At 73.7% G+C, this 17506-nt stretch carries 17 protein-coding genes; 8 read left to right on the top strand and 9 right to left on the bottom strand.

The window, feature by feature from the left end:
- Positions 1-371 precede the first annotated feature (371 nt).
- A complete protein-coding gene (locus E4P41_RS12480) occupies positions 372-671 on the bottom strand; it encodes a WhiB family transcriptional regulator (protein WP_135141574.1) in 300 nt (99 codons plus the stop codon).
- Between the two features lie 337 nt (positions 672-1008).
- On the opposite strand from E4P41_RS12480, the gene E4P41_RS12475 reads away from it, so the two are divergent.
- The gene (locus E4P41_RS12475) at positions 1009-1755 is read left to right on the top strand and encodes a response regulator transcription factor (protein ID WP_135141573.1); all 747 of its coding nucleotides are present in this window, start codon (positions 1009-1011) and stop codon (positions 1753-1755) included.
- A 172-nt stretch (positions 1756-1927) separates the two neighbouring features.
- Here the strand turns inward: E4P41_RS12475 and E4P41_RS12470 are convergent, their stop codons facing one another.
- On the bottom strand, positions 1928-2329 hold the full coding sequence (locus tag E4P41_RS12470) for a DUF5319 family protein (protein ID WP_135141572.1): 402 nt from the start codon (positions 2327-2329) through the stop codon (positions 1928-1930).
- A gap of 123 nt (positions 2330-2452) precedes the next feature.
- Here E4P41_RS12470 and guaB point away from each other — a divergent pair, with 123 nt between their 5' ends.
- The 4 genes from guaB (at position 2453) to gdhA (ending at position 8656) form a co-directional block, all read left to right on the top strand.
- Positions 2453-3958: an IMP dehydrogenase gene (gene guaB / locus E4P41_RS12465; protein WP_135141571.1), complete on the top strand. Its 1506-nt coding sequence runs from the start codon at positions 2453-2455 to the stop codon at positions 3956-3958.
- Between the two features lie 70 nt (positions 3959-4028).
- Complete coding sequence (locus E4P41_RS12460; RefSeq protein WP_135141570.1) at positions 4029-5174, top strand: GuaB3 family IMP dehydrogenase-related protein; 1146 nt, start codon at positions 4029-4031, stop codon at positions 5172-5174.
- Complete coding sequence (gene guaA / locus E4P41_RS12455) at positions 5174-6736, top strand: glutamine-hydrolyzing GMP synthase (protein ID WP_135141569.1); 1563 nt, start codon at positions 5174-5176, stop codon at positions 6734-6736. Before E4P41_RS12460 ends, guaA begins: the two co-directional genes overlap by 1 nt.
- A 570-nt stretch (positions 6737-7306) precedes the next feature.
- Positions 7307-8656 carry an NADP-specific glutamate dehydrogenase gene (gene gdhA / locus E4P41_RS12450; protein ID WP_245177300.1) on the top strand — a complete coding sequence of 450 codons (1350 nt, stop codon included), beginning with the start codon at positions 7307-7309 and terminating at the stop codon, positions 8654-8656.
- Between the two features lie 61 nt (positions 8657-8717).
- Here gdhA and E4P41_RS12445 read toward each other — a convergent pair whose 3' ends face one another.
- From E4P41_RS12445 to E4P41_RS12430, 3 genes are all read right to left on the bottom strand, one after another.
- On the bottom strand, positions 8718-8918 hold the full coding sequence (locus tag E4P41_RS12445; protein WP_209307685.1) for a hypothetical protein: 201 nt from the start codon (positions 8916-8918) through the stop codon (positions 8718-8720).
- Between the two features lie 232 nt (positions 8919-9150).
- Complete coding sequence (locus E4P41_RS12435) at positions 9151-9885, bottom strand: PIG-L deacetylase family protein (protein WP_135141567.1); 735 nt, start codon at positions 9883-9885, stop codon at positions 9151-9153.
- 125 nt (positions 9886-10010) lie between these two features.
- Positions 10011-10283, bottom strand: a complete 273-nt coding sequence (locus E4P41_RS12430) for a chorismate mutase (RefSeq protein ID WP_135141566.1) — start codon at positions 10281-10283, stop codon at positions 10011-10013.
- A 264-nt stretch (positions 10284-10547) separates the two neighbouring features.
- Here E4P41_RS12430 and pcrA point away from each other — a divergent pair, with 264 nt between their 5' ends.
- Positions 10548-12872: a DNA helicase PcrA gene (gene pcrA, locus E4P41_RS12425; RefSeq protein WP_135141565.1), complete on the top strand. Its 2325-nt coding sequence runs from the start codon at positions 10548-10550 to the stop codon at positions 12870-12872.
- Here the strand turns inward: pcrA and E4P41_RS22675 are convergent.
- The 4 genes from E4P41_RS22675 to E4P41_RS12410 form a co-directional block, all read right to left on the bottom strand.
- Positions 12848-13033 (bottom strand): hypothetical protein, encoded by a 186-nt coding sequence (locus E4P41_RS22675; RefSeq protein WP_209307684.1) that lies wholly within the window; start codon positions 13031-13033, stop codon positions 12848-12850. The genes pcrA and E4P41_RS22675 overlap by 25 nt on opposite strands.
- Positions 13030-13554: an HAD family hydrolase gene (locus E4P41_RS12420; RefSeq protein ID WP_209307683.1), complete on the bottom strand. Its 525-nt coding sequence runs from the start codon at positions 13552-13554 to the stop codon at positions 13030-13032. The genes E4P41_RS22675 and E4P41_RS12420 overlap by 4 nt, the downstream gene beginning before the upstream one ends.
- Positions 13555-13722: 168 nt before the next feature.
- Positions 13723-14535: a M23 family metallopeptidase gene (locus E4P41_RS12415; protein WP_135141564.1), complete on the bottom strand. Its 813-nt coding sequence runs from the start codon at positions 14533-14535 to the stop codon at positions 13723-13725.
- 275 nt (positions 14536-14810) lie between these two features.
- Positions 14811-15707 (bottom strand): alpha/beta fold hydrolase, encoded by an 897-nt coding sequence (locus E4P41_RS12410; protein ID WP_135141563.1) that lies wholly within the window; start codon positions 15705-15707, stop codon positions 14811-14813.
- Between the two features lie 169 nt (positions 15708-15876).
- On the opposite strand from E4P41_RS12410, the gene E4P41_RS12405 reads away from it, so the two are divergent.
- Together E4P41_RS12405 and E4P41_RS12400 are read left to right on the top strand one after the other, a co-directional pair.
- A complete protein-coding gene (locus tag E4P41_RS12405; protein WP_135141562.1) occupies positions 15877-16908 on the top strand; it encodes a hypothetical protein in 1032 nt (343 codons plus the stop codon).
- Positions 16905-17330 carry a cobalamin-dependent protein gene (locus E4P41_RS12400; RefSeq protein WP_245177299.1) on the top strand — a complete coding sequence of 142 codons (426 nt, stop codon included), beginning with the start codon at positions 16905-16907 and terminating at the stop codon, positions 17328-17330. The genes E4P41_RS12405 and E4P41_RS12400 overlap by 4 nt, the downstream gene beginning before the upstream one ends.
- Positions 17331-17506: the final 176 nt, after the last annotated feature.

Below are 17506 nucleotides of genomic sequence, written 5' to 3'. Positions count from 1 at the left end.
CACATCCGGCGGCAGCAGAAACCCCTGATCGACATCCGCGCGGATGAAGTTCTGCGGCATGCCCCATTCTCCCGCAACTACCGCCCGCACCCGCTCAGGCACGCGGCTTTATGCGACAGGCTCGATCGTTGCGGCTCGTGGCTCACCACTGGTCGTGAGCCAGGAGCCGCAGCGGTGAGCCCGGACGGTGTCCGCGCACGCCGCACATACGACAGAGGGCCGGTCCAGCAGTTGCTGGACCGGCCCTCTGTCGTATGTGCTGTGGCCCCCTCCCGGTTCCGCCCCGAGCTTGCAAGGCTGGAGAGGAGGGCGGCCCTCCTGCAGGATCCCGCCGCGAGCGTGCGAGGGGCGGGGGGCAGGAGGGCCCTTCTTCAGACCCCCGCGGCGACGGCGACGGGCTCCGCGGCGATCAGCCGGGCCCGCTCCTCCTCGCTCATGCCACCCCAGACCCCGTAGGGCTCGCGGACCGAGAGCGCGTGCTTGAGGCAGGCATCGACGACCGGGCAACGTCCGCAGACGGCCTTGGCGGCCGCCTGGCGACGAGCCCGGGCGGGGCCGCGCTCGCCGTCCGGGTGGAAGAACAGCGCCGTGCTCTCTCCGCGGCAGGATCCGTGCAGCTGCCAGTCCCAGACCTCGGCGACGGGCGTGGGCAGGCGGCGGATGTCAGCCATTCGTCCTCCTCGGCTCGGTGCGAGCCGGAGGGGGCGGTCCGGCTGCAAGGGGGCCGGTGCCCGACGTCTCCGCGGGTCAAACACACGGTGACCCCGCATTTTCACGGCTCCCGTCTCCCCCCGCTGGGTGAGAGCGGGTGTCGCCGCTCCCGGAAGTCGATCAAGGTGGCTGCAGGCCGTGCCGAACACCGCCACGGGACACCCGTCGGCGGCTCCGGTCCGGCCGGAGCGGCGACGTGGGGTCCCCGGGCGGGACGCACGTCCGAGCGACACCCGGCCGGGGGATCCGGACGGTGGGGCCCGGTCGGCAGGTGCGGCCGGCGAGCGAGGAGCAGGCGTGATCGACGACAGGATGCGCGGACCCGGCCACGGCACGACGACCGTGTGGGTCTACGACGAGCGCCGACGGGTCCGCGACGACATCGCGGGCCGGCTGGTGGCGCTGCCGTTCGTGGGCAGGGTGGAGGTCGTCGGCGAGGCCGCTGCCCTCATGGCCCGGCTGGCCACCCGCCGGCCCGACGTCCTGCTGATCGGCACCCAGCGCGCGGTGGACTCGGGGCTGACCGTCGCCACCCAGGCCCTGCGCGCCAACCCGAGGCTGCCGGTCCTGGTGCTCGGCGCACCGGACGACGCCGAGACCGTCCGGGCAGCGGTCGCGGTCGGCGCCCGCGGGTACCTGCGCTGGGACGCCACCGCCCTGGAGATGGGCCTGGGCCTCTCGCGGGTCGGCCTGCGGGTGGACGGGCGCGGCCCGGTGCCGTCCATCCCGACGCAGCCGGTGCCGCTGGCCTCGGTCGGCGCCGCACCGGCGCCGTCCTGGATCGGCGCGACCCCGCTGGCCGGGGGGGCGCCCACGACGGTGCGCTCGACCGTCCGCGAGGCCGCGCCGGTCAGTCTCTCGATGCGCGAGATGCAGGTGCTCACCGGCATGAGCCAGGGCAAGAGCAACGCCCAGATCGGCCGCGAGCTCTACCTGTCCGAGGACACCATCAAGACCCACGCGCGCCGGCTGTTCCGCAAGCTCGGCGCCAAGGACCGCGCCGAGGCGGTGGCCACCGGCTTCCGCCGCGGGATGATGCAGTGAGTCACTGCGGCGCACCGCGGCCAGGTGCCGTCCCCGACTGGCGCTGAGCCCCACCCGTCCTTCGTCGGGGGACCCTTCGGGCCCCCGCTCCTCAGGACACGCGGCCGGGGTGCCGTACCCGACACACGTCGAGCGCCCTCTCCTGGTGTGGGAGAGGGCGCTCAGCGTGTTCTCAGTCCTCGCGGGCGTGCTTCCCGGCGCGGCCCTCCCCACCGGGCTCCTCGCGTTCGGCCATCGCGGCGATCCCGTCGGCGTAGCCGCTGGCGTAGTCCCAGCTGACGTAGTCGTCGGGGTCGGGGTCGAACGGCGGCTCGTGCCGGCCGGTCTGGCCCTCCTCGAGCAGCTGGCGCAGATTCGCCTGCATCAGCGCCCAGTCGACGTGGTGCTCCGCGTCGCAGTCGGGGCAGTCGACGACGATCCCCTTGATGCCGGTCGGCTCCAGGAGCGTCCGGAACACCTCCAGTTCGGCGAGGTCGTCCAGGACGCCGGCCCGTTCCTCCATGGTCAGCGGCGGCGGACCTGGCTGGTCGGCGGGCCCGAAGTCGGGCCCGGAAGCGTCGTCCCAAGAACTCACGGGTCCACGGTAGTGGCCGGGCGGGGATCACACAGAGCCCCATGGCGCGCCGCCTACGATCGACAGCGGCTCCCCGCGCGCCCACGAGGGTGCCGGCCGATCCGTGAGGGGTGGCGGCAACCGATGCAGCCCGACGAGTTCGTCCCCGAGCTGCCGGCGAAGTTCGCCCCGCTCGGCCTGACCTACGACGACGTCCTGCTCGTCCCCGGCGCGTCCGACGTCGTCCCGGCCGAGGTCGACACCAGCAGCCGGCTGACCCGCGGCATCCGGCTGGCCGTGCCGCTGCTCTCCAGCGCGATGGACACCGTCACCGAGGCCCGCATGGCGATCGCCATGGCCCGGGTCGGCGGCATCGGCGTCCTGCACCGCAACCTCGCCGCCGAGGAGCAGGCCGGGCAGGTCGACCTGGTCAAGCGCTCGGAGGCCGGCATGGTGACCAACCCGGTCACGTGCTCGCCCGACAACACCCTCGCCGAGGTCGACGCGCTGTCGGCCCGCTACCGCATCTCCGGCGCTCCGGTGGTGGACGCGAACGGCGTCCTGGTCGGCATCGTCACCAACCGCGACATGCGCTTCGAGACCGACCAGTCGGTGCTGGTCCGCGACGTCATGACGCCGATGCCGCTGGTCACCGCCCCCGTCGGCGTGGACGCCGACACCGCGCTGGCCCTGCTGCGCAAGAACAAGGTCGAGAAGCTGCCGCTCGTGGACGACGCCGGCCGGCTGCGCGGGCTGATCACGGTCAAGGACTTCGTCAAGCGCGACCAGTACCCGAACGCCACCAAGGACGACGACGGCCGCCTCGTGGTGGGCGCGGCCCTCGGCGTCGGCGACGACGCCTACAAGCGCGCCGGGCTGCTGGTCGACGCCGGTGTCGACGTGCTCGTCGTCGACACTGCGCACGGCCACCAGCGCGCGGTGCTGGAGATGGTCGGGCGGGTCAAGGCCGACTTCGGCGTCCAGGTCGTCGGCGGCAACGTCGCCACCCGCGCCGGTGCCCAGGCGCTGGTCGACGCCGGCGTGGACGCGGTCAAGGTCGGGGTCGGCCCCGGCTCCATCTGCACCACCCGCGTGGTCGCCGGCGTCGGCGTCCCGCAGGTCAGCGCCATCTACGAGGCGGCGCTGGCGGCCCGCCCGGCCGGCGTCCCGGTGATCGCCGACGGCGGGCTGCAGTACTCCGGCGACATCGCCAAGGCCCTGGTCGCCGGCGCCGACACGGTGATGATCGGCGGCCTGTTCGCCGGCGTCGAGGAGGCGCCGGGCGAGCTGGTCTTCGTCAACGGCAAGCAGTACAAGACCTACCGCGGCATGGGGTCGCTGGGCGCGATGCAGAAGCGTGGCAACCAGTCCTTCAGCCGCGACCGCTACTTCGCCGACGACGTCCTCTCCGACGACAAGCTCGTCCCCGAGGGCATCGAGGGCCAGGTGCCCTACCGCGGCCCGCTGTCCGGCGTCGCCCACCAGCTCGTCGGCGGCCTGCGGGCTTCGATGGGCTACGCGGGCGCGCAGACCGTCGCTGACCTGCAGGAGCGCGGGCAGCTGACGCGGATCACCTCGGCCGGCCTGGTGGAGAGCCACCCCCACGATATCCAGATGACTGTCGAAGCCCCGAACTACCGCGGACGGTGAGTGGTATGCCAGCGACGGGTCCTTGCGACCGTCAGACCGTCGAAGCCCCGAACTGCAGGGGGCGCTGAGCATGCCCACGCGCGACACCGTCGAGATCGGCCTCAACCGCTTCGCCCGCCGGGGGTACGACCTCGACGAGGTCTCGATCGTCCCGTCCCGGCGCACCCGCGACATGGACGACGTCTCCACTGCCTGGCAGATCGACGCCTTCCGGTTCGACATCCCGCTGGTGACCAGCCCGTCGGACGCCGTGGTGAGCCCGGCGACCGCGGTCGCCGTGGGGCAGGCCGGCGGCCTCGGCGTGCTCAACGCCGAGGGGCTGTGGACCCGGTACGACGACCCCGCGCCGGTGTACCGGCGGCTCCGGGAGGTGGCCGACGACGGTGCCCTGCCGGTGTCGCTGCTGCAGGAGGTCTACGCGGAGCCGGTCAAGCCGGACCTGGTCACCGCCCGGGTCAAGGAGATCCGGGACGCCGGGGTGACCACCGCGGTGCGCGTCTCCCCGCAGCACACCCTCCAGCTCGCCCCGACGGTGCTGGCGGCCGGCGTGGACCTGCTCGTCATCCAGGGCACGATCGTCTCCGCCGAGCACGTCACCACCCAGGGCGACGCGCTCAACCTCAAGGACTTCATCGCCGACCTCGACGTCCCGGTCATCGTCGGAGGCGCGGCCAACTACCAGACCGCGCTGCACCTGATGCGCACCGGCGCGGCGGGCGTGATCGTCGGCGTCGGCGCCGACACCTACTCCACGACCGACGCCGTCATGGGCATCCGCGTGCCCCTGGCCAGCGCGATCGCCGACGCCGCCGCGGCCCGCCGCGACTACCTCGACGAGACCGGCGGCCGGTACGTGCACGTCATCGCCAACGGCCGGATCGAGACCAGCGGCGCCATCGCCCGGGCGCTGGCGTGCGGCGCGGACGCCGTCCAGCTCGGCGAGCCGCTGCGCGCGGCCGCCGAGGCCCCCGGCGGCGGCATCTGGTGGGACTCGGTGGCCGCGCACCCGCGGCTGCCCCGCGGCGGGACGTCGGCGCCGATCGCCCCGGCGGGCTCGCTGGACGACGTGCTGCTCGGGGAGGCGCGGACGGCCGACGGGCGGACCAACCTCTTCGGCGCGCTGCGCCGGACCATGGCCAAGACCGGCTACCGGGATCTCAAGGAGTTCCAGCGGGTGGATCTGGTGCTCGGCGGTCGGGGGGACGGCGCGTCCTGATGGAGTTCCCGACCGTCCTCGTCGTCGACTTCGGCGCGCAGTACGCCCAACTCATCGCGCGGCGGATCCGTGAGGCCGGGGTCTACTCCGAGATCGTCCCCTCCGACGTCCCGGCCGAGGAGATCGTCGCCCGCAAGCCCGCGGCGATCGTCCTCTCCGGTGGCCCGTCGAGCGTCTACGCGCCCGAGGCGCCGCAGGTCGACCCGGCGCTGTTCGAGTCCGGCGTCCCCGCGTTCGGCATCTGCTACGGCTTCCAGGCGATGGCGCAGTCGCTGGGCGGGACGGTCGCGCACACCGGCGACCGCGAGTACGGCGGGACGCCGCTGACGGTCACCACCGCCGGGCGGCTGTTCGGCGGCATGCCGGTCGAGCAGTCGGTGTGGATGAGCCACGGGGACGCCGTCAGCGCCGCTCCGCCGGGGTTCACCGTCACCGCGACGTCCACCGGGGCGCCGGTCGCCGCCTTCGAGGACGTCGACCGCAAGCTCGCCGGTGTGCAGTTCCACCCCGAGGTGCGGCACACCGCGCACGGGCAGACCGTGCTCGAGCACTTCCTGTTCGACATCGCCGGCCTCGAGCCGACCTGGACGATGGCCAACGTCGTCGAGGAGCAGGTCGAGCGGCTCCGCGCCCGGATCGGCGACCGGCGGGCGCTGTGCGCGCTGTCCGGTGGGGTCGACTCGGCGGTGGCCGCGGCGCTCGTCCAGCGGGCCATCGGCGACCGGCTGACCTGCGTCTACGTCGACCACGGGCTTATGCGGGAGGGCGAGACCGAGCAGATCGAGCGGGACTTCGTCGCGGTCACCGGCGCCGACCTGCGGGTGGTCGACGCCCGGTCGCAGTTCCTCGGCGCGCTGGCGGGGGTCAGCGATCCCGAGCAGAAGCGCAAGATCATCGGCCGGGAGTTCATCCGCGTCTTCGAGCAGGCCGCGCTCGACGTCGTCCACGACGCGCAGGCCCACGGGGAGACGGTCGACTTCCTCGTCCAGGGCACGCTCTACCCCGACGTCGTCGAGTCCGGCGGCGGCACGGGGACGGCGAACATCAAGAGCCACCACAACGTCGGCGGGCTGCCCGAGGACCTCACCTTCACCCTCGTCGAGCCGCTGCGCACGCTGTTCAAGGACGAGGTGCGGGAGGTCGGCCTGCAGCTGGGCCTGCCCGAGTCGCTGGTGTGGCGGCAGCCGTTCCCGGGCCCCGGGCTGGGCATCCGGATCGTCGGTGAGGTCACCCGCGAGCGGCTCGACGTGCTGCGCAAGGCCGACGCGATCGTCCGGGCCGAGCTCACCGCCGCGACGCTCGACCGCGAGATCTGGCAGTGCCCGGTGGTGCTGCTGGCCGACGTCCGCTCGGTCGGCGTCCAGGGCGACGGGCGCACCTACGGCCACCCGGTCGTGCTGCGGCCGGTGTCCAGCGAGGACGCGATGACCGCCGACTGGACCCGGCTGCCCTACGACGTCCTGGCCCGCATCTCCACGCGGATCACCAACGAGGTGCCCGAGGTGAACCGGGTCGTGCTCGACGTGACGAGCAAGCCGCCGGGCACCATCGAGTGGGAGTAGAAGACGAAGGACCCTCCTGCCCCCACCCCTCGCTGACGCTCGGCGCGGGACCCTGCAGGAGGGCCGTTCCAGCACGTCGCAGGCTCGAGACGAGCCTCTGGACGGGGCCAACGGCGGGGCCCTGCAGGAGGCCGACGTGGTGATCCGCCCGCTGACCGAGTCCGACGTCGACGCGGTCGCCGCCTTCTCCCTCGACGCGTGTGGGCGCCGGTGTTCGTCCCCGCCCGGACGCCGCGCGCGTCGCGGCTGCTCGTGTCGCTGCCGGCCGGGGGAGCGCAGCTCTCCGACGTCGTCGCGGCCGACCGGTCGTGACGGTCCCGGCCGATCCTCACCGTGTGCGGTCCGGACGGGCCGGGCGTCGAGCTCCCCTGCGATGAGCGGGGAGGCGTCAGCGGTCCCCGTTCCGTCGTGGTCGGTGCGGCTCCTGGCGCGGACGGTCGCGGTCACCCGGTAGTACAGGCGTCGTCCCCTCGCCGTACGGTCGGGGACGGCGACCCGCGGGCGATGACACGGTCGACCCGGAGACATCCCCATGTCAGCGGACGGGGGACGAGCAGTGAGGAAGCAGTCGTGAACGGTCACGTCCCGGCGGTGGTCCAGGGCATCTACGACGAGGTGGTGCAGCGCAACCGCGGCGAGACGGAGTTCCACCAGGCGGTGCGCGAGGTGCTCGAGTCGCTGGCCGTGGTGCTCGACCGGCACAGCGAGTACACCGAGATGAAGACCGTCCAGCGCATCTGCGAGCCGGAACGGCAGATCATCTTCCGCGTCCCCTGGCAGGACGACCGCGGCGAGGTGCACATCAACCGCGGCTTCCGCGTGGAGTTCAACTCCGCCCTCGGGCCCTACAAGGGCGGCCTGCGGTTCCACCCTTCGGTCAACCTGGGGATCGTCAAGTTCCTCGGCTTCGAGCAGATCTTCAAGAACGCGCTGACCGGCATGCCGATCGGCGGCGGCAAGGGCGGCTCCGACTTCGATCCCAAGGGCCGGTCCGACGCCGAGGTCATGCGGTTCTGCCAGTCGTTCATGACCGAGCTGTACCGGCACCTGGGTGAGTACACCGACGTCCCGGCCGGCGACATCGGCGTCGGTGCCCGCGAGATCGGCTACCTCTTCGGCCAGTACAAGCGGATCACGAACCGCTACGAGTCGGGGGTGCTCACCGGCAAGGGCCTCGGCTGGGGCGGCGCCCAGGTGCGCACCGAGGCCACCGGGTACGGCGCGGCCTTCTTCGCCGACGCGATGATGAAGGTGCGCGGCGAGTCCTTCGACGGCAGGCGGGTCACCGTCAGCGGCTCGGGCAACGTCGCCGTCTACGCCATCGAGAAGGTGCACCAGCTCGGCGGCCGGGCCGTGGCCTGCTCGGATTCCACCGGCTACGTCGTCGACGAGAAGGGCATCGACCTCGAGGTCCTCAAGCAGGTCAAGGAGGTCGAGCGGGCGCGGATCGGCGCGTACGCCGAACGAGTGCCCTCGTCGTCCTTCGTCGAGGGCGGCAGCATCTGGGACACCCCATGCGACGTCGCCATCCCCAGCGCCACCCAGAACGAGCTGGACGGCGACGCCGCGTCGGTACTGGGCCGCAACGGCTGCCGCTACGTCGTCGAGGGCGCCAACATGCCGGCCACACCGGAGGCGGTGCGGGTGTTCCGGGACGCCGGGATCGCCTTCGCCCCCGGCAAGGCCGCGAACGCCGGAGGCGTGGCCACCTCCGCGCTGGAGATGCAGCAGAACGCCTCCCGCGACAGCTGGACCTTCGAGCACAGCGAGGCCCGGCTGGAGGAGATCATGCGGGGCATCCACGCCCGCTGCCACGCCACCGCGGAGGAGTACGGCAGCCCGGGCGACCTGGTGCTCGGCGCCAACGTGGCCGGCTTCCTCGACGTGGCCGAGGCCGTCCACGCCCACGGCCTCATCTAGGTTCGCAGCGACGGAGGGCCCGGGGAGCGATCCGCTCCCCGGGCCCTCCGGTCCGCTCGGGTCAGCGCCTACGGCCGGCCCGGCGGAGTTCGGTCACCAGCAGGGCGATCCCGCCGCCGATGAGCACCAGCCAGAGCAGGCCGCCGTCGGTCACCAGGCCCAGCGGCAGCACCGCGCCGGCCGTCAGCACCCCCGCGGCGCCGAGGCGGCGGCGGGTCCTCGAGCTCCAGCGGCTCGACGTCCTGCCAGGCGCCAAGACCATCCGGGCCGGACCTGCGGGACGCCGTCGCCCGCGTCGCCGACGGCGACGTCGTGTTCAGCCCGCGGCTGGCCGGCTTCGTGCTCGACGCGTTCGCCGCGACGTCGCCGTCCGCCCTGCAGCCGGAGGGCCTGGCCACCGACCCCGGCCTGGACCTGCTCAGCGCCCGCGAGGGGGAGGTGATGCAGCTGTCGGGACGGCTCCGGGCCGCGGTGTCGGCCGGTAGGCCGACAGATCACAGAGTGTGTACGACCTGGAAGGCCTCGCCGAGCCGGCCCTCCGGCAGGCCCAGGCGGCGCCCGGTCTGGCGCATCCAGTCGGTGACGAACGGCTCGAGGCCGTCCATGTGGCTGACCTGGGTGACGTGGCTCTTCAGCGCCGCGAACTTCAGCTCGACGACGTCGGTCACGTCGACGACGTGGTCGGCCCGCGGGCTGGCGGTCAGCCACACCTCGGACACGGTCCAGGCCGCGAGGCCCTCGTCGGCGAGCAGCTCGGGGAAGGCGAAGGGGTTGCGCGCGTCGGGGTAGACGGTGCGCAGCGTGGACTCGCCCACGGTCATGTGGTCGGGATGGCTGGCCCCGATCCGATCCCACATCCGCTCCGGCGAGCTGGTCAGCACCCGCTGCGGGCGGACCTGGCGGATCACCCGGGTGATGTCACGGCGCAGGTCGAGGGTCAGCTCGAGCCGGCCGTCGGGGTAGCCGAGGAACCGGACGTCCTCCACCCCGACCGCCTTGGCCGCCGCCTCCTGCTCGGCCCGCCGCAGGGCGCCCATCCGGTCACGCGGGGTGTCGTCGAAGCCGCCGGCGTCCCCGTCGGTGACGATCAGGTAGGTCACCTCGGTGCCGGCCGCGGTCCAGGTCGCGACGGTGCCGGAGCTGCCGAAGTCCACGTCGTCGGGGTGGGCGAGCACGCACAGGGCGCGCTCGACGTGCTCGGCCGGCTTCCGGGGCTGCAGGGAGGTCACCCGCGGCAGCCTAGGAGAAGGACCCTTCTGCCCCCCACCGGAGCAGGACCCCGTCCTCCCCGCCCTTCGCGAGCTCAGGGCAGTGCCCTGGACGGGGCCGGCGGCGGGCCCCTACAGGGCCATGGTCACAGGCGGCCGCGGCCCTGGCGCAGCAGCAGCATGCCGAGCGTCGCGCCGTCCGGGCCGAGCTCGGTCCGGAACCGGGTGAGCACCTGCTGCTCGCGGGAGAGGGAGAGCCGGGTGCCGCCGGAGGCGCGGCGCAGCTCACCGATCTCCTGCGACACGGCCAGCCGGCGCTGCACCAGCCGGATGATCTCGGCGTCGCAGTCGTCGATCTGCTCGCGGAGCTCGGCGATGCGCTCGTCGGCGGTGGACGTCGTGGGGAGGGTGGCGGTCATGGGGGGCCTCCGGGGCGGGCAGGAGGCCGTCGGACCCCGGAGACGAGAAACGCCCCGGGCTCTTCGGGCCCGGGGCGTCTGTGTGCGGCTGTGCTCAGCCAGCGGTGACGGACACCGGAACCCGGTGGCCGTAGTAAAAGCTGAAGGAGGCGAGCACGGGACAGAGTCTGCCACAGGGACGACGGCGGGCGCCAGCGGGGCTCGTGGGACGGGCGTTCCCGACGAACCGGGCCTGTCACCCGGTCGAACTACAGTGGTGTGGTCATGAGCAGCGTCCAGCAGGCCCTCCCCGGTACCGCCTCCCTCCAGCGCTCGGCCGCAGGATCGGTGGGGCGGGAGCTGGACCGGATGCTCGCCGGTCTCAACGGCCCCCAGCGGCAGGCCGTCGTCCACGAGGGCAGCCCGTTGCTCATCGTCGCCGGCGCCGGCTCCGGCAAGACCCGGGTGCTGACCCACCGGATCGCCTACCTGCTCGGGGCCCGCGGCGTGCAACCGGGCGAGGTCCTGGCGATCACCTTCACCAACAAGGCCGCCGGGGAGATGAAGGAGCGGGTCGCCGCGCTGGTCGGCCCGCGCGCCCGGGCCATGTGGGTGTCGACGTTCCACTCGATGTGCGTGCGCATCCTGCGCGCCGAGGCGGCCAAGCTGGGCCTGAAGTCGTCGTTCACGATCTACGACCAGGGCGACTCGGTGCGGCTGATGACGATGGTCGCCCGCGACCTCGACCTCGACGCCAAGCGCTACCCGGGCCGCAGCCTGGCCGCGCAGGTCTCGAACCTGAAGAACGAGCTGGTGGACGAGGAGTCGTTCACGCCGGTCACGGCCCCGGAGAAGGTGCTCGCCGAGGCGTACACGCTCTACCAGCAGCGGCTGCGCCAGGCGCACGCGCTGGACTTCGACGACCTGATCATGACGACCGTGCACCTGCTGCAGGCCTTCCCGGACGTCGCCGAGCACTACCGTCGCCGCTTCCGGCACGTGCTCGTCGACGAGTACCAGGACACCAACCACGCCCAGTACGTGCTGGTCCGCGAGCTGGTCGGCACGGGTGAGGGCCCGGTGCCGCCCGCCGAGCTGTGCGTCGTCGGGGACGCCGACCAGTCGATCTACGCCTTCCGCGGCGCGACGATCCGCAACATCGACGAGTTCGAGCGCGACTACCCGCAGGCCACCACGATCCTGCTGGAGCAGAACTACCGCTCGACCCAGCGGATCCTCAGGGCCGCGAACCAGGTCATCGCGAAGAACACCGGGCGCCGTCCGAAGAACCTGTGGACCGACGCCGGCGAGGGCGCGCTGATCCGCGGCTACGTCGCCGAGAACGAGCACGACGAAGCCGCGTGGGCCGCCGAGCAGATCGACGCGCTGGTCGACGAGGGCAAGGTCAAGCCCCGCGACATCGCGGTCTTCTACCGGACCAACAACGCCTCCCGTGTCTTCGAGGAGGTGTTCATCCGCGTCGGCATGCCCTACAAGGTCGTCGGCGGGGTGCGCTTCTACGAGCGCAAGGAGGTCCGCGACGCGCTGGCCTACCTGAAGGTGGTCGCCAACCCGGCCGACGTGGTGAGCCTGCGCCGGGTGATCAACGTGCCCAAGCGGGGGATCGGCGAGAAGGCCGAGTCCTGCATCGAGACCTTCGCCGACCGGGAGCGGATCGCCTTCGCCAGCGCGCTGCGCCGCTGCTCGGAGGTCCACACGCTGGCGCCCCGTTCCCTCAAGGCGATCCAGGAGTTCGTCGCGCTGCTGGAGGAGTTCGAGCAGCTGGTCGAGACCGGGTCGGGTCCGGCCGCGCTGCTGGAGAGCATCCTCGACCGCACCGGCTACCTCGCCGAGCTCTCGGCCAGCACCGACCCGCAGGACGAGGGCCGGGTCGACAACCTCAAGGAACTCATCTCGGTGGCCGCGGAGTTCGAGGCGGCCAACCCCGGCGGCTCGATCACCGACTTCCTCGAGCAGGTGTCGCTGGTCGCCGACGCCGACCAGATTCCCGGTGGGGCGGCGGGGTCGGGTGACGACACCGCCGGCGACGAGGCGGGCGTCGTCACGTTGATGACCCTGCACACCGCCAAGGGCCTGGAGTTCCCGGTCGTCTTCCTCACCGGCATGGAGGACGGCGTCTTCCCGCACCTGCGCGCCCTCGGGGACCCGCGCGAGCTCGAGGAGGAGCGCCGCTTGGCCTACGTCGGCATCACCCGGGCGCAGCAGCGGCTGTTCATCTCGCGGGCGACGGTGCGCACCAGCTGGGGTCAGCCGGCCTACAACCCGCCGTCCCGCTTCCTCGACGAGCTGCCGCCCGACACCGTGCAGTGGGCGGGCAAGGAGCCGGTGCCGGCCCCGAGCACCGGCTACCGCTCCGCGCAGCAGCGGGTCGCCGCTACCGGGCTGTCCACCGGCGGGCTGCGCGGCGGCGCGGGCAACCGGCCGGTCATCTCCGTCGACGTGGGGGACCGGGTCAGCCACGACGCGTTCGGGCTGGGCACCGTCGTCGAGGTCACCGGTGTCGGGGACAAGGCCCAGGCGACGGTCGACTTCGGCTCGGGCGGCACGAAGCGCCTCGTGCTCCGCTACGCCCCGCTCGTCAAGCTCTGAACGACGCGGCCGAGGTCGCGGAGCGTCGTGATCCGGCACGGCTCGTCGTGCGGGCCGCCGTCCTGCCGGTCCAGATGGAGGGCGTGCAGGCCCGCGGCGCGGGCGGCCAGGACGCCGAGGTCGTACAGGTCGCCGACGTGCAGCACCTCAGCCGGCGTCACGCCCAGCCGCTCGCACGCCGAGGCGTACGCAACCGGGACGGCTTGGCCGCGCCCAGCTCCTCCGCGGTGACGAGGGTCCCGACCCGGCCCGCGAGGCCGGTCCGCTCGAGCTTGGCCGTCTGCTGCTCGACCGTCCCGTTGGACAGCACGGCCGGGCGTAGGCCGCGTCCGGTCAGCTCGGCCAACGCCGCATCGACGTCGTCGTAGACCTGCCACGCCTCCTCGTAGTGACGCAGGTAGCCGGCGAAGACGTCGTCGAGCCCGTCCGTGTCCTCCACGGGGTGGCCGATGAGTGGGAGCACGTCCCGCAGACGACGGCGCCGCTGCTCGGCGAAGGTGACCTCGCGCCGGCGCCACGCGGAGAAGTGACGCTCCTCGGCGGCGAACCAGGCGTCGACGAACTCCGCTGACGCCGTGGCGCCGAAGGAGGGCAGCCAGCCCTCGAGCGCGGTGGTGACGGCGCCGCGGTGGTCGAACAGCGTGCCGTCCAGGTCGAACAGCACCACGCGCAGACCTCCCACGGATCCATCCCAGCACGGCCGCTGCACGATCCCTCGTGTGGTTCGGGGAGTCGCTGGCGCAGGCGCGTGCTCGGACAGCGAGCTCTTGCGGTGCTGCACGCGCTCCTGCGGTCCTGCAACACCGCAGGAGCAGGCGAAGCAGCGCAGGAGTGATCGGGAGGACGGCGGCTAGATGTGGACGCCGCGCTCGGCGAGGAACTCCTCGGGGTCGATGGGTCGCCCGTTCATGGCGCCCCGGTGGATCTGGTAGTGCAGGTGCGGCCCGGTCGACTGTCCCTCGTTGCCGACCTTCGCGATCTGGTCGCCGGCGTGCACGAGGTCGCCGGCCTCGACGTCGTAGTAGCGCATGTGGCCGTAGACGTGCACGTTGCCGTCGGCGTCCTGGATGTAGACGGCGTTGCCGTACCCGGAGGCCCGCCCGGCGCGGATGACCACGCCGTCGGTGGCCGAGTGGATCGGGGTGCCCAACGGGGCGGCGAGGTCGATGCCGTAGTGCATCGTGCCCCAGCGCATGCAGAAGCAGGTGGTCATCCGGCCCTCGGTGGGCAGCGCCGTCTTGGGTTCCCGGGCGGCGCGGGAGGCGGCCAGCTCGCCGAGCCGGGCCTGCGCTTCGGCCTCGCTGATGCCGCGGCGCACGCCGGCGTCCTCCATGTCGCCGCTGAAGTCGACGTCGGAGGCGATCCCCAGGCCGTAGTCGGCGGCGCTGAGCGACAGTTCGGTCGGCCCGGTGCCCAGCGTGCTCGGCAGTGCGGCGACGACCGCGCCGGCGACGAGCGCGGCCAGCCACAGCGGCCCACGCCGGCCGGGCGGGCGGGGGATGCTGCGGCGCCGGGCACGGGCCGGCTGCTCGTCGGCGGCCTCGGCCGCCGGTGCGTCGGCGAGCTCGCCCGTGCAGGTGGCCGAGGCGGGGACGGCGTCGGCAGCCGGCTCACCGTCGGTGCGCGGTCGCTCCAGCAGCGCGGGGCCGGTCGAGCGGGCCACGGGGCACCTCCTTCGTGAGCGGTCTCCGAGCGGGTGCCGCGGGGGCGGCCCGTCGGGGGAGCGACGGCGGCTGGGACGTCCGGGACGTCCGCCGGCGAGGTGCCGGTGCCGTGATCGGACCGTAACGATCGGTCAGGCCGGGGTCGGTCAGCGACACTCCGTATCTATTTGTCTGCAGTCCGTGAGGTCATTGGGCGCGGGCGTGGCCCCGTGCCGCAGGACACGACCGCCCGCCACACCGTCTCGGTGCGGCGGGCCGGGGAGAGGAAGCCGGCTCAGGCGACGGCGGCCGGCGCCGGTGCGGCCGGGTAGGGCTGCCGCAGCCCGGCCAGGGTCGTGGCGACCTCGTCGACCACGCTCCGGTGGAACGGCAGCGACATGTGCCCGACCCCGCGGACCAGGACGTTGCGGACCTGCAGGTCCGGATGGTCGCACCGCCCGGCACTGGTCGGGATGACCATCTGGTCGAGGTCGCTGTAGATCGCGGTCACGGGGGTGCGCACGCCCGGCGCGGGCTTCGCCAGCTCCTGCAGCACCGCCGACCCCGGTCGCAACTGGCGTACCAGCGGGGTGGGCAGCAGGTGCGCGAGCAACGACCCCTGGTGCGGCGTCCCCAGGGTCACGAGCGACTCGACGCGCTGGTCGCCGTCCTGCCGCTGCACGTGGTAGCGGGCGATCAGCCCGCCGAGGCTGTGCCCGACCACGTGCACCCGGTCGTGCCCGGTCTGCTCGCAGATGCGCTGCAGGTGCTCCCCGAGGTCCGCCGCGCCGCGGGCGACGTCGGACAGCAGCGGGCTGTAGTTCCAGGAGCAGACGGAGGTGAACCCGCGGCGGCGGAGGCTGCGCCGCATCACCGCGAAGACCGAGTGGTTGTCGATCAGGCCGTGCACGAGGACGACGGGGATGCGGGCGGCCAGCGGGTCGGCGGCGAACAGGGCCCGCGCCCCCGGCGGCTGTTCGCCGGGGCGGCAGCGCGGGTCGGGCCGCAGTCGCTGGGTGCGGGTGCCCAGCGGGTACATGAGCACGTGGGCCCCGACGAGAGCCAGTTCGGCGATCCCGCCGGTCAGCGTGGCCCGGGTCAGCAGCGAGCGCACCGGGTGCCGTGGCGCTCCCGGCCGTCGGGCGTCGGTGTGCGACGCTGGGTCGGACTCCGGGTCGCCGAGCAACTGCATCGTCCCTCCCCGTTCCGTGACCACCGGTGCAGCCCGGGTTCGGGCATCCCCGGCGGTCAGGGCCTCGCTGTGAAGCCCCCGTTCACCTGACGGTAGGACCACCGTGTGGTGGTCGTCACACCGACGCCACCAGCCGAGGCCAGTTCGTGACCAAGACGAAGGGGGAACCGTGGCCGGCCGCGATGGCTCCACCCGGCCCGCCGGGGGCGCGGCGCGCACCCCGGCTGCTCGCCGTGCCGACCCGCGGCGTTCGCCCGAGCCGGCTGCCGCGGTGCCGGTCGACGGGCTGGTGGTCGGCGAGCCGCCCCGCACCGCGGGGCTCGCCGGTGTGCTGCTCGTCCTCGCCGGCCTCACCGGCGCGGTCGGTCTGTTCCCGACCTACCTCGTCGTGGGCGGGGAGGAGGTGACCCAGGCCGGTGGTGTGGGCAGCGTGCTCGTGGGCCTGCTGGCTCCCCTCGTCGGGGTGGCGGTCGGCGGGGGCCTCGCGGCCGGTCGTACGCCGCGTTTCGGCCTCGCCTACGCCGGAGTGGGTGGCGCGCTGGCGCTCGGCCTGCTCCTCATCGAGCTGTACCGGGCGAGCACGTCCACCATCCGCCCGGGCGTGGAGGTGATCGCAGGCCAACGGGTGCTCACCAGCTCGGTCGAGGTCGGTCCCGGCTGGGTGCTCGGCGTCGTCGCCCTCGGGCTCACCGTCCTGGCCGGCGCGCTGGCCCTGGCGTCCTGGGGGCGCACCGTCATGGACGACGCCGGGGCGCTCGACCCCGCCCGCCCGGCGCTGGCCGGCGCCGCCGCGCTGCTGGGCGTCGGCGCGGTCCTGTGCCTGGTCCTGCCGGCCGCCGACGTCCCCGCCCGGATCGTCACCGACCCGACGACCGGGCTGCAGGTCGTCGTCGAGCAGAACGGCCCGCAGGGGCTGCTGGAGCGGCCCGGCCTGGCGCTGCTCGGGGGCCTGCTGCTCGCCGGCGCCGTCGTCCTCTGCTCGGTGCTGGCCCCCTCGCTGCGGCCCCGGCTGGCCGCGGTCGGCGGGCTGCTGGCGATCACCGTCGTCGTCCTCACCGCCGGGCTGACCGGCCTCCGGGACGCGGCCGCCTCCGATGAGCTGGAGTGGACCCTGCCCGGCGTCGGGCTCCTGGTGGCCGGGCTCGGCTACGCCGCCCTCACCGTCCTGGCCTGGCGGCTGCGCCGGGCTCCCGCCCGGTGACCGGCCCGGACCCGGCGGTCGAGGGTGGCCGGGTGGGCGAGGAGCGCATCCGGGTCGTGGTCGCCGCGCCGGGGGACGACGGGGAGGACCGCGCCACCGTGACCGTCGCCCGCGGCCTGCGCGATGCCGGGATGGAGGTCGTCTACGCCGGCCGCCGGCAGTCGCCGGAGCAGATCGCCGACACCGTCGTCCAGGAGGACGCCGACGCCGTCGGCCTCCCGGTGCTCCCTGCGGATGCGACCGAGCTGCTCGCCCGGCTCGCCGCGCTGCTCGACGAGCGCGGCGTGGACGACGTCGTCGTCTTCGGCTGTGGGTCGGACGCCGGCCTGCCGGGGCTGACCCGGGTCTTCCCGGCCGACACGGCGCCCGACGAGATCGCCGCCTGGCTGAGAGCGGAGGTCGGCGGCGCGGTCAGCCGGTGACCGGGAGGATCGGCCGCTGCACCCCACCGCTCGTCGACGGAGCCCGGGCCGGTGCAGGAGGACGACGTGGCGCTGCGCGCCGCAGCCGCCGCCGCGGGAGCGACCGTCGAGGTCACCCCGGCCGTGGACAGGGCCGTCGTGAGGACGGCCGGGGATCGGTGCACGGCCGGGGCTCC

This window comes from Geodermatophilus sp. DF01-2 (assembly GCF_004571065.1).
In the GTDB taxonomy this organism is placed as follows: domain Bacteria; phylum Actinomycetota; class Actinomycetes; order Mycobacteriales; family Geodermatophilaceae; genus Geodermatophilus.
Note: the sequence above shows the minus strand (reverse complement) of the source record. Positions and strands in the feature narration are given on the sequence as shown.

Coding starts and splice junctions, on each gene's coding strand:
- guaA (WP_135141569.1), top strand. CDS start 5,174: ATGGAGTTCCCGACCGTCCTCGTCGTCGACTTCGGCGCGCAGTACGCC.
- E4P41_RS12430 (WP_135141566.1), bottom strand. CDS start 10,283: ATGACCGCCACCCTCCCCACGACGTCCACCGCCGACGAGCGCATCGCC.
- E4P41_RS12410 (WP_135141563.1), bottom strand. CDS start 15,707: ATGCAGTTGCTCGGCGACCCGGAGTCCGACCCAGCGTCGCACACCGAC.
- E4P41_RS12480 (WP_135141574.1), bottom strand. CDS start 671: ATGGCTGACATCCGCCGCCTGCCCACGCCCGTCGCCGAGGTCTGGGAC.
- E4P41_RS12445 (WP_209307685.1), bottom strand. CDS start 8,918: ATGGTCTTGGCGCCTGGCAGGACGTCGAGCCGCTGGAGCTCGAGGACC.
- E4P41_RS12460 (WP_135141570.1), top strand. CDS start 4,029: ATGCCCACGCGCGACACCGTCGAGATCGGCCTCAACCGCTTCGCCCGC.
- pcrA (WP_135141565.1), top strand. CDS start 10,548: ATGAGCAGCGTCCAGCAGGCCCTCCCCGGTACCGCCTCCCTCCAGCGC.
- guaB (WP_135141571.1), top strand. CDS start 2,453: ATGCAGCCCGACGAGTTCGTCCCCGAGCTGCCGGCGAAGTTCGCCCCG.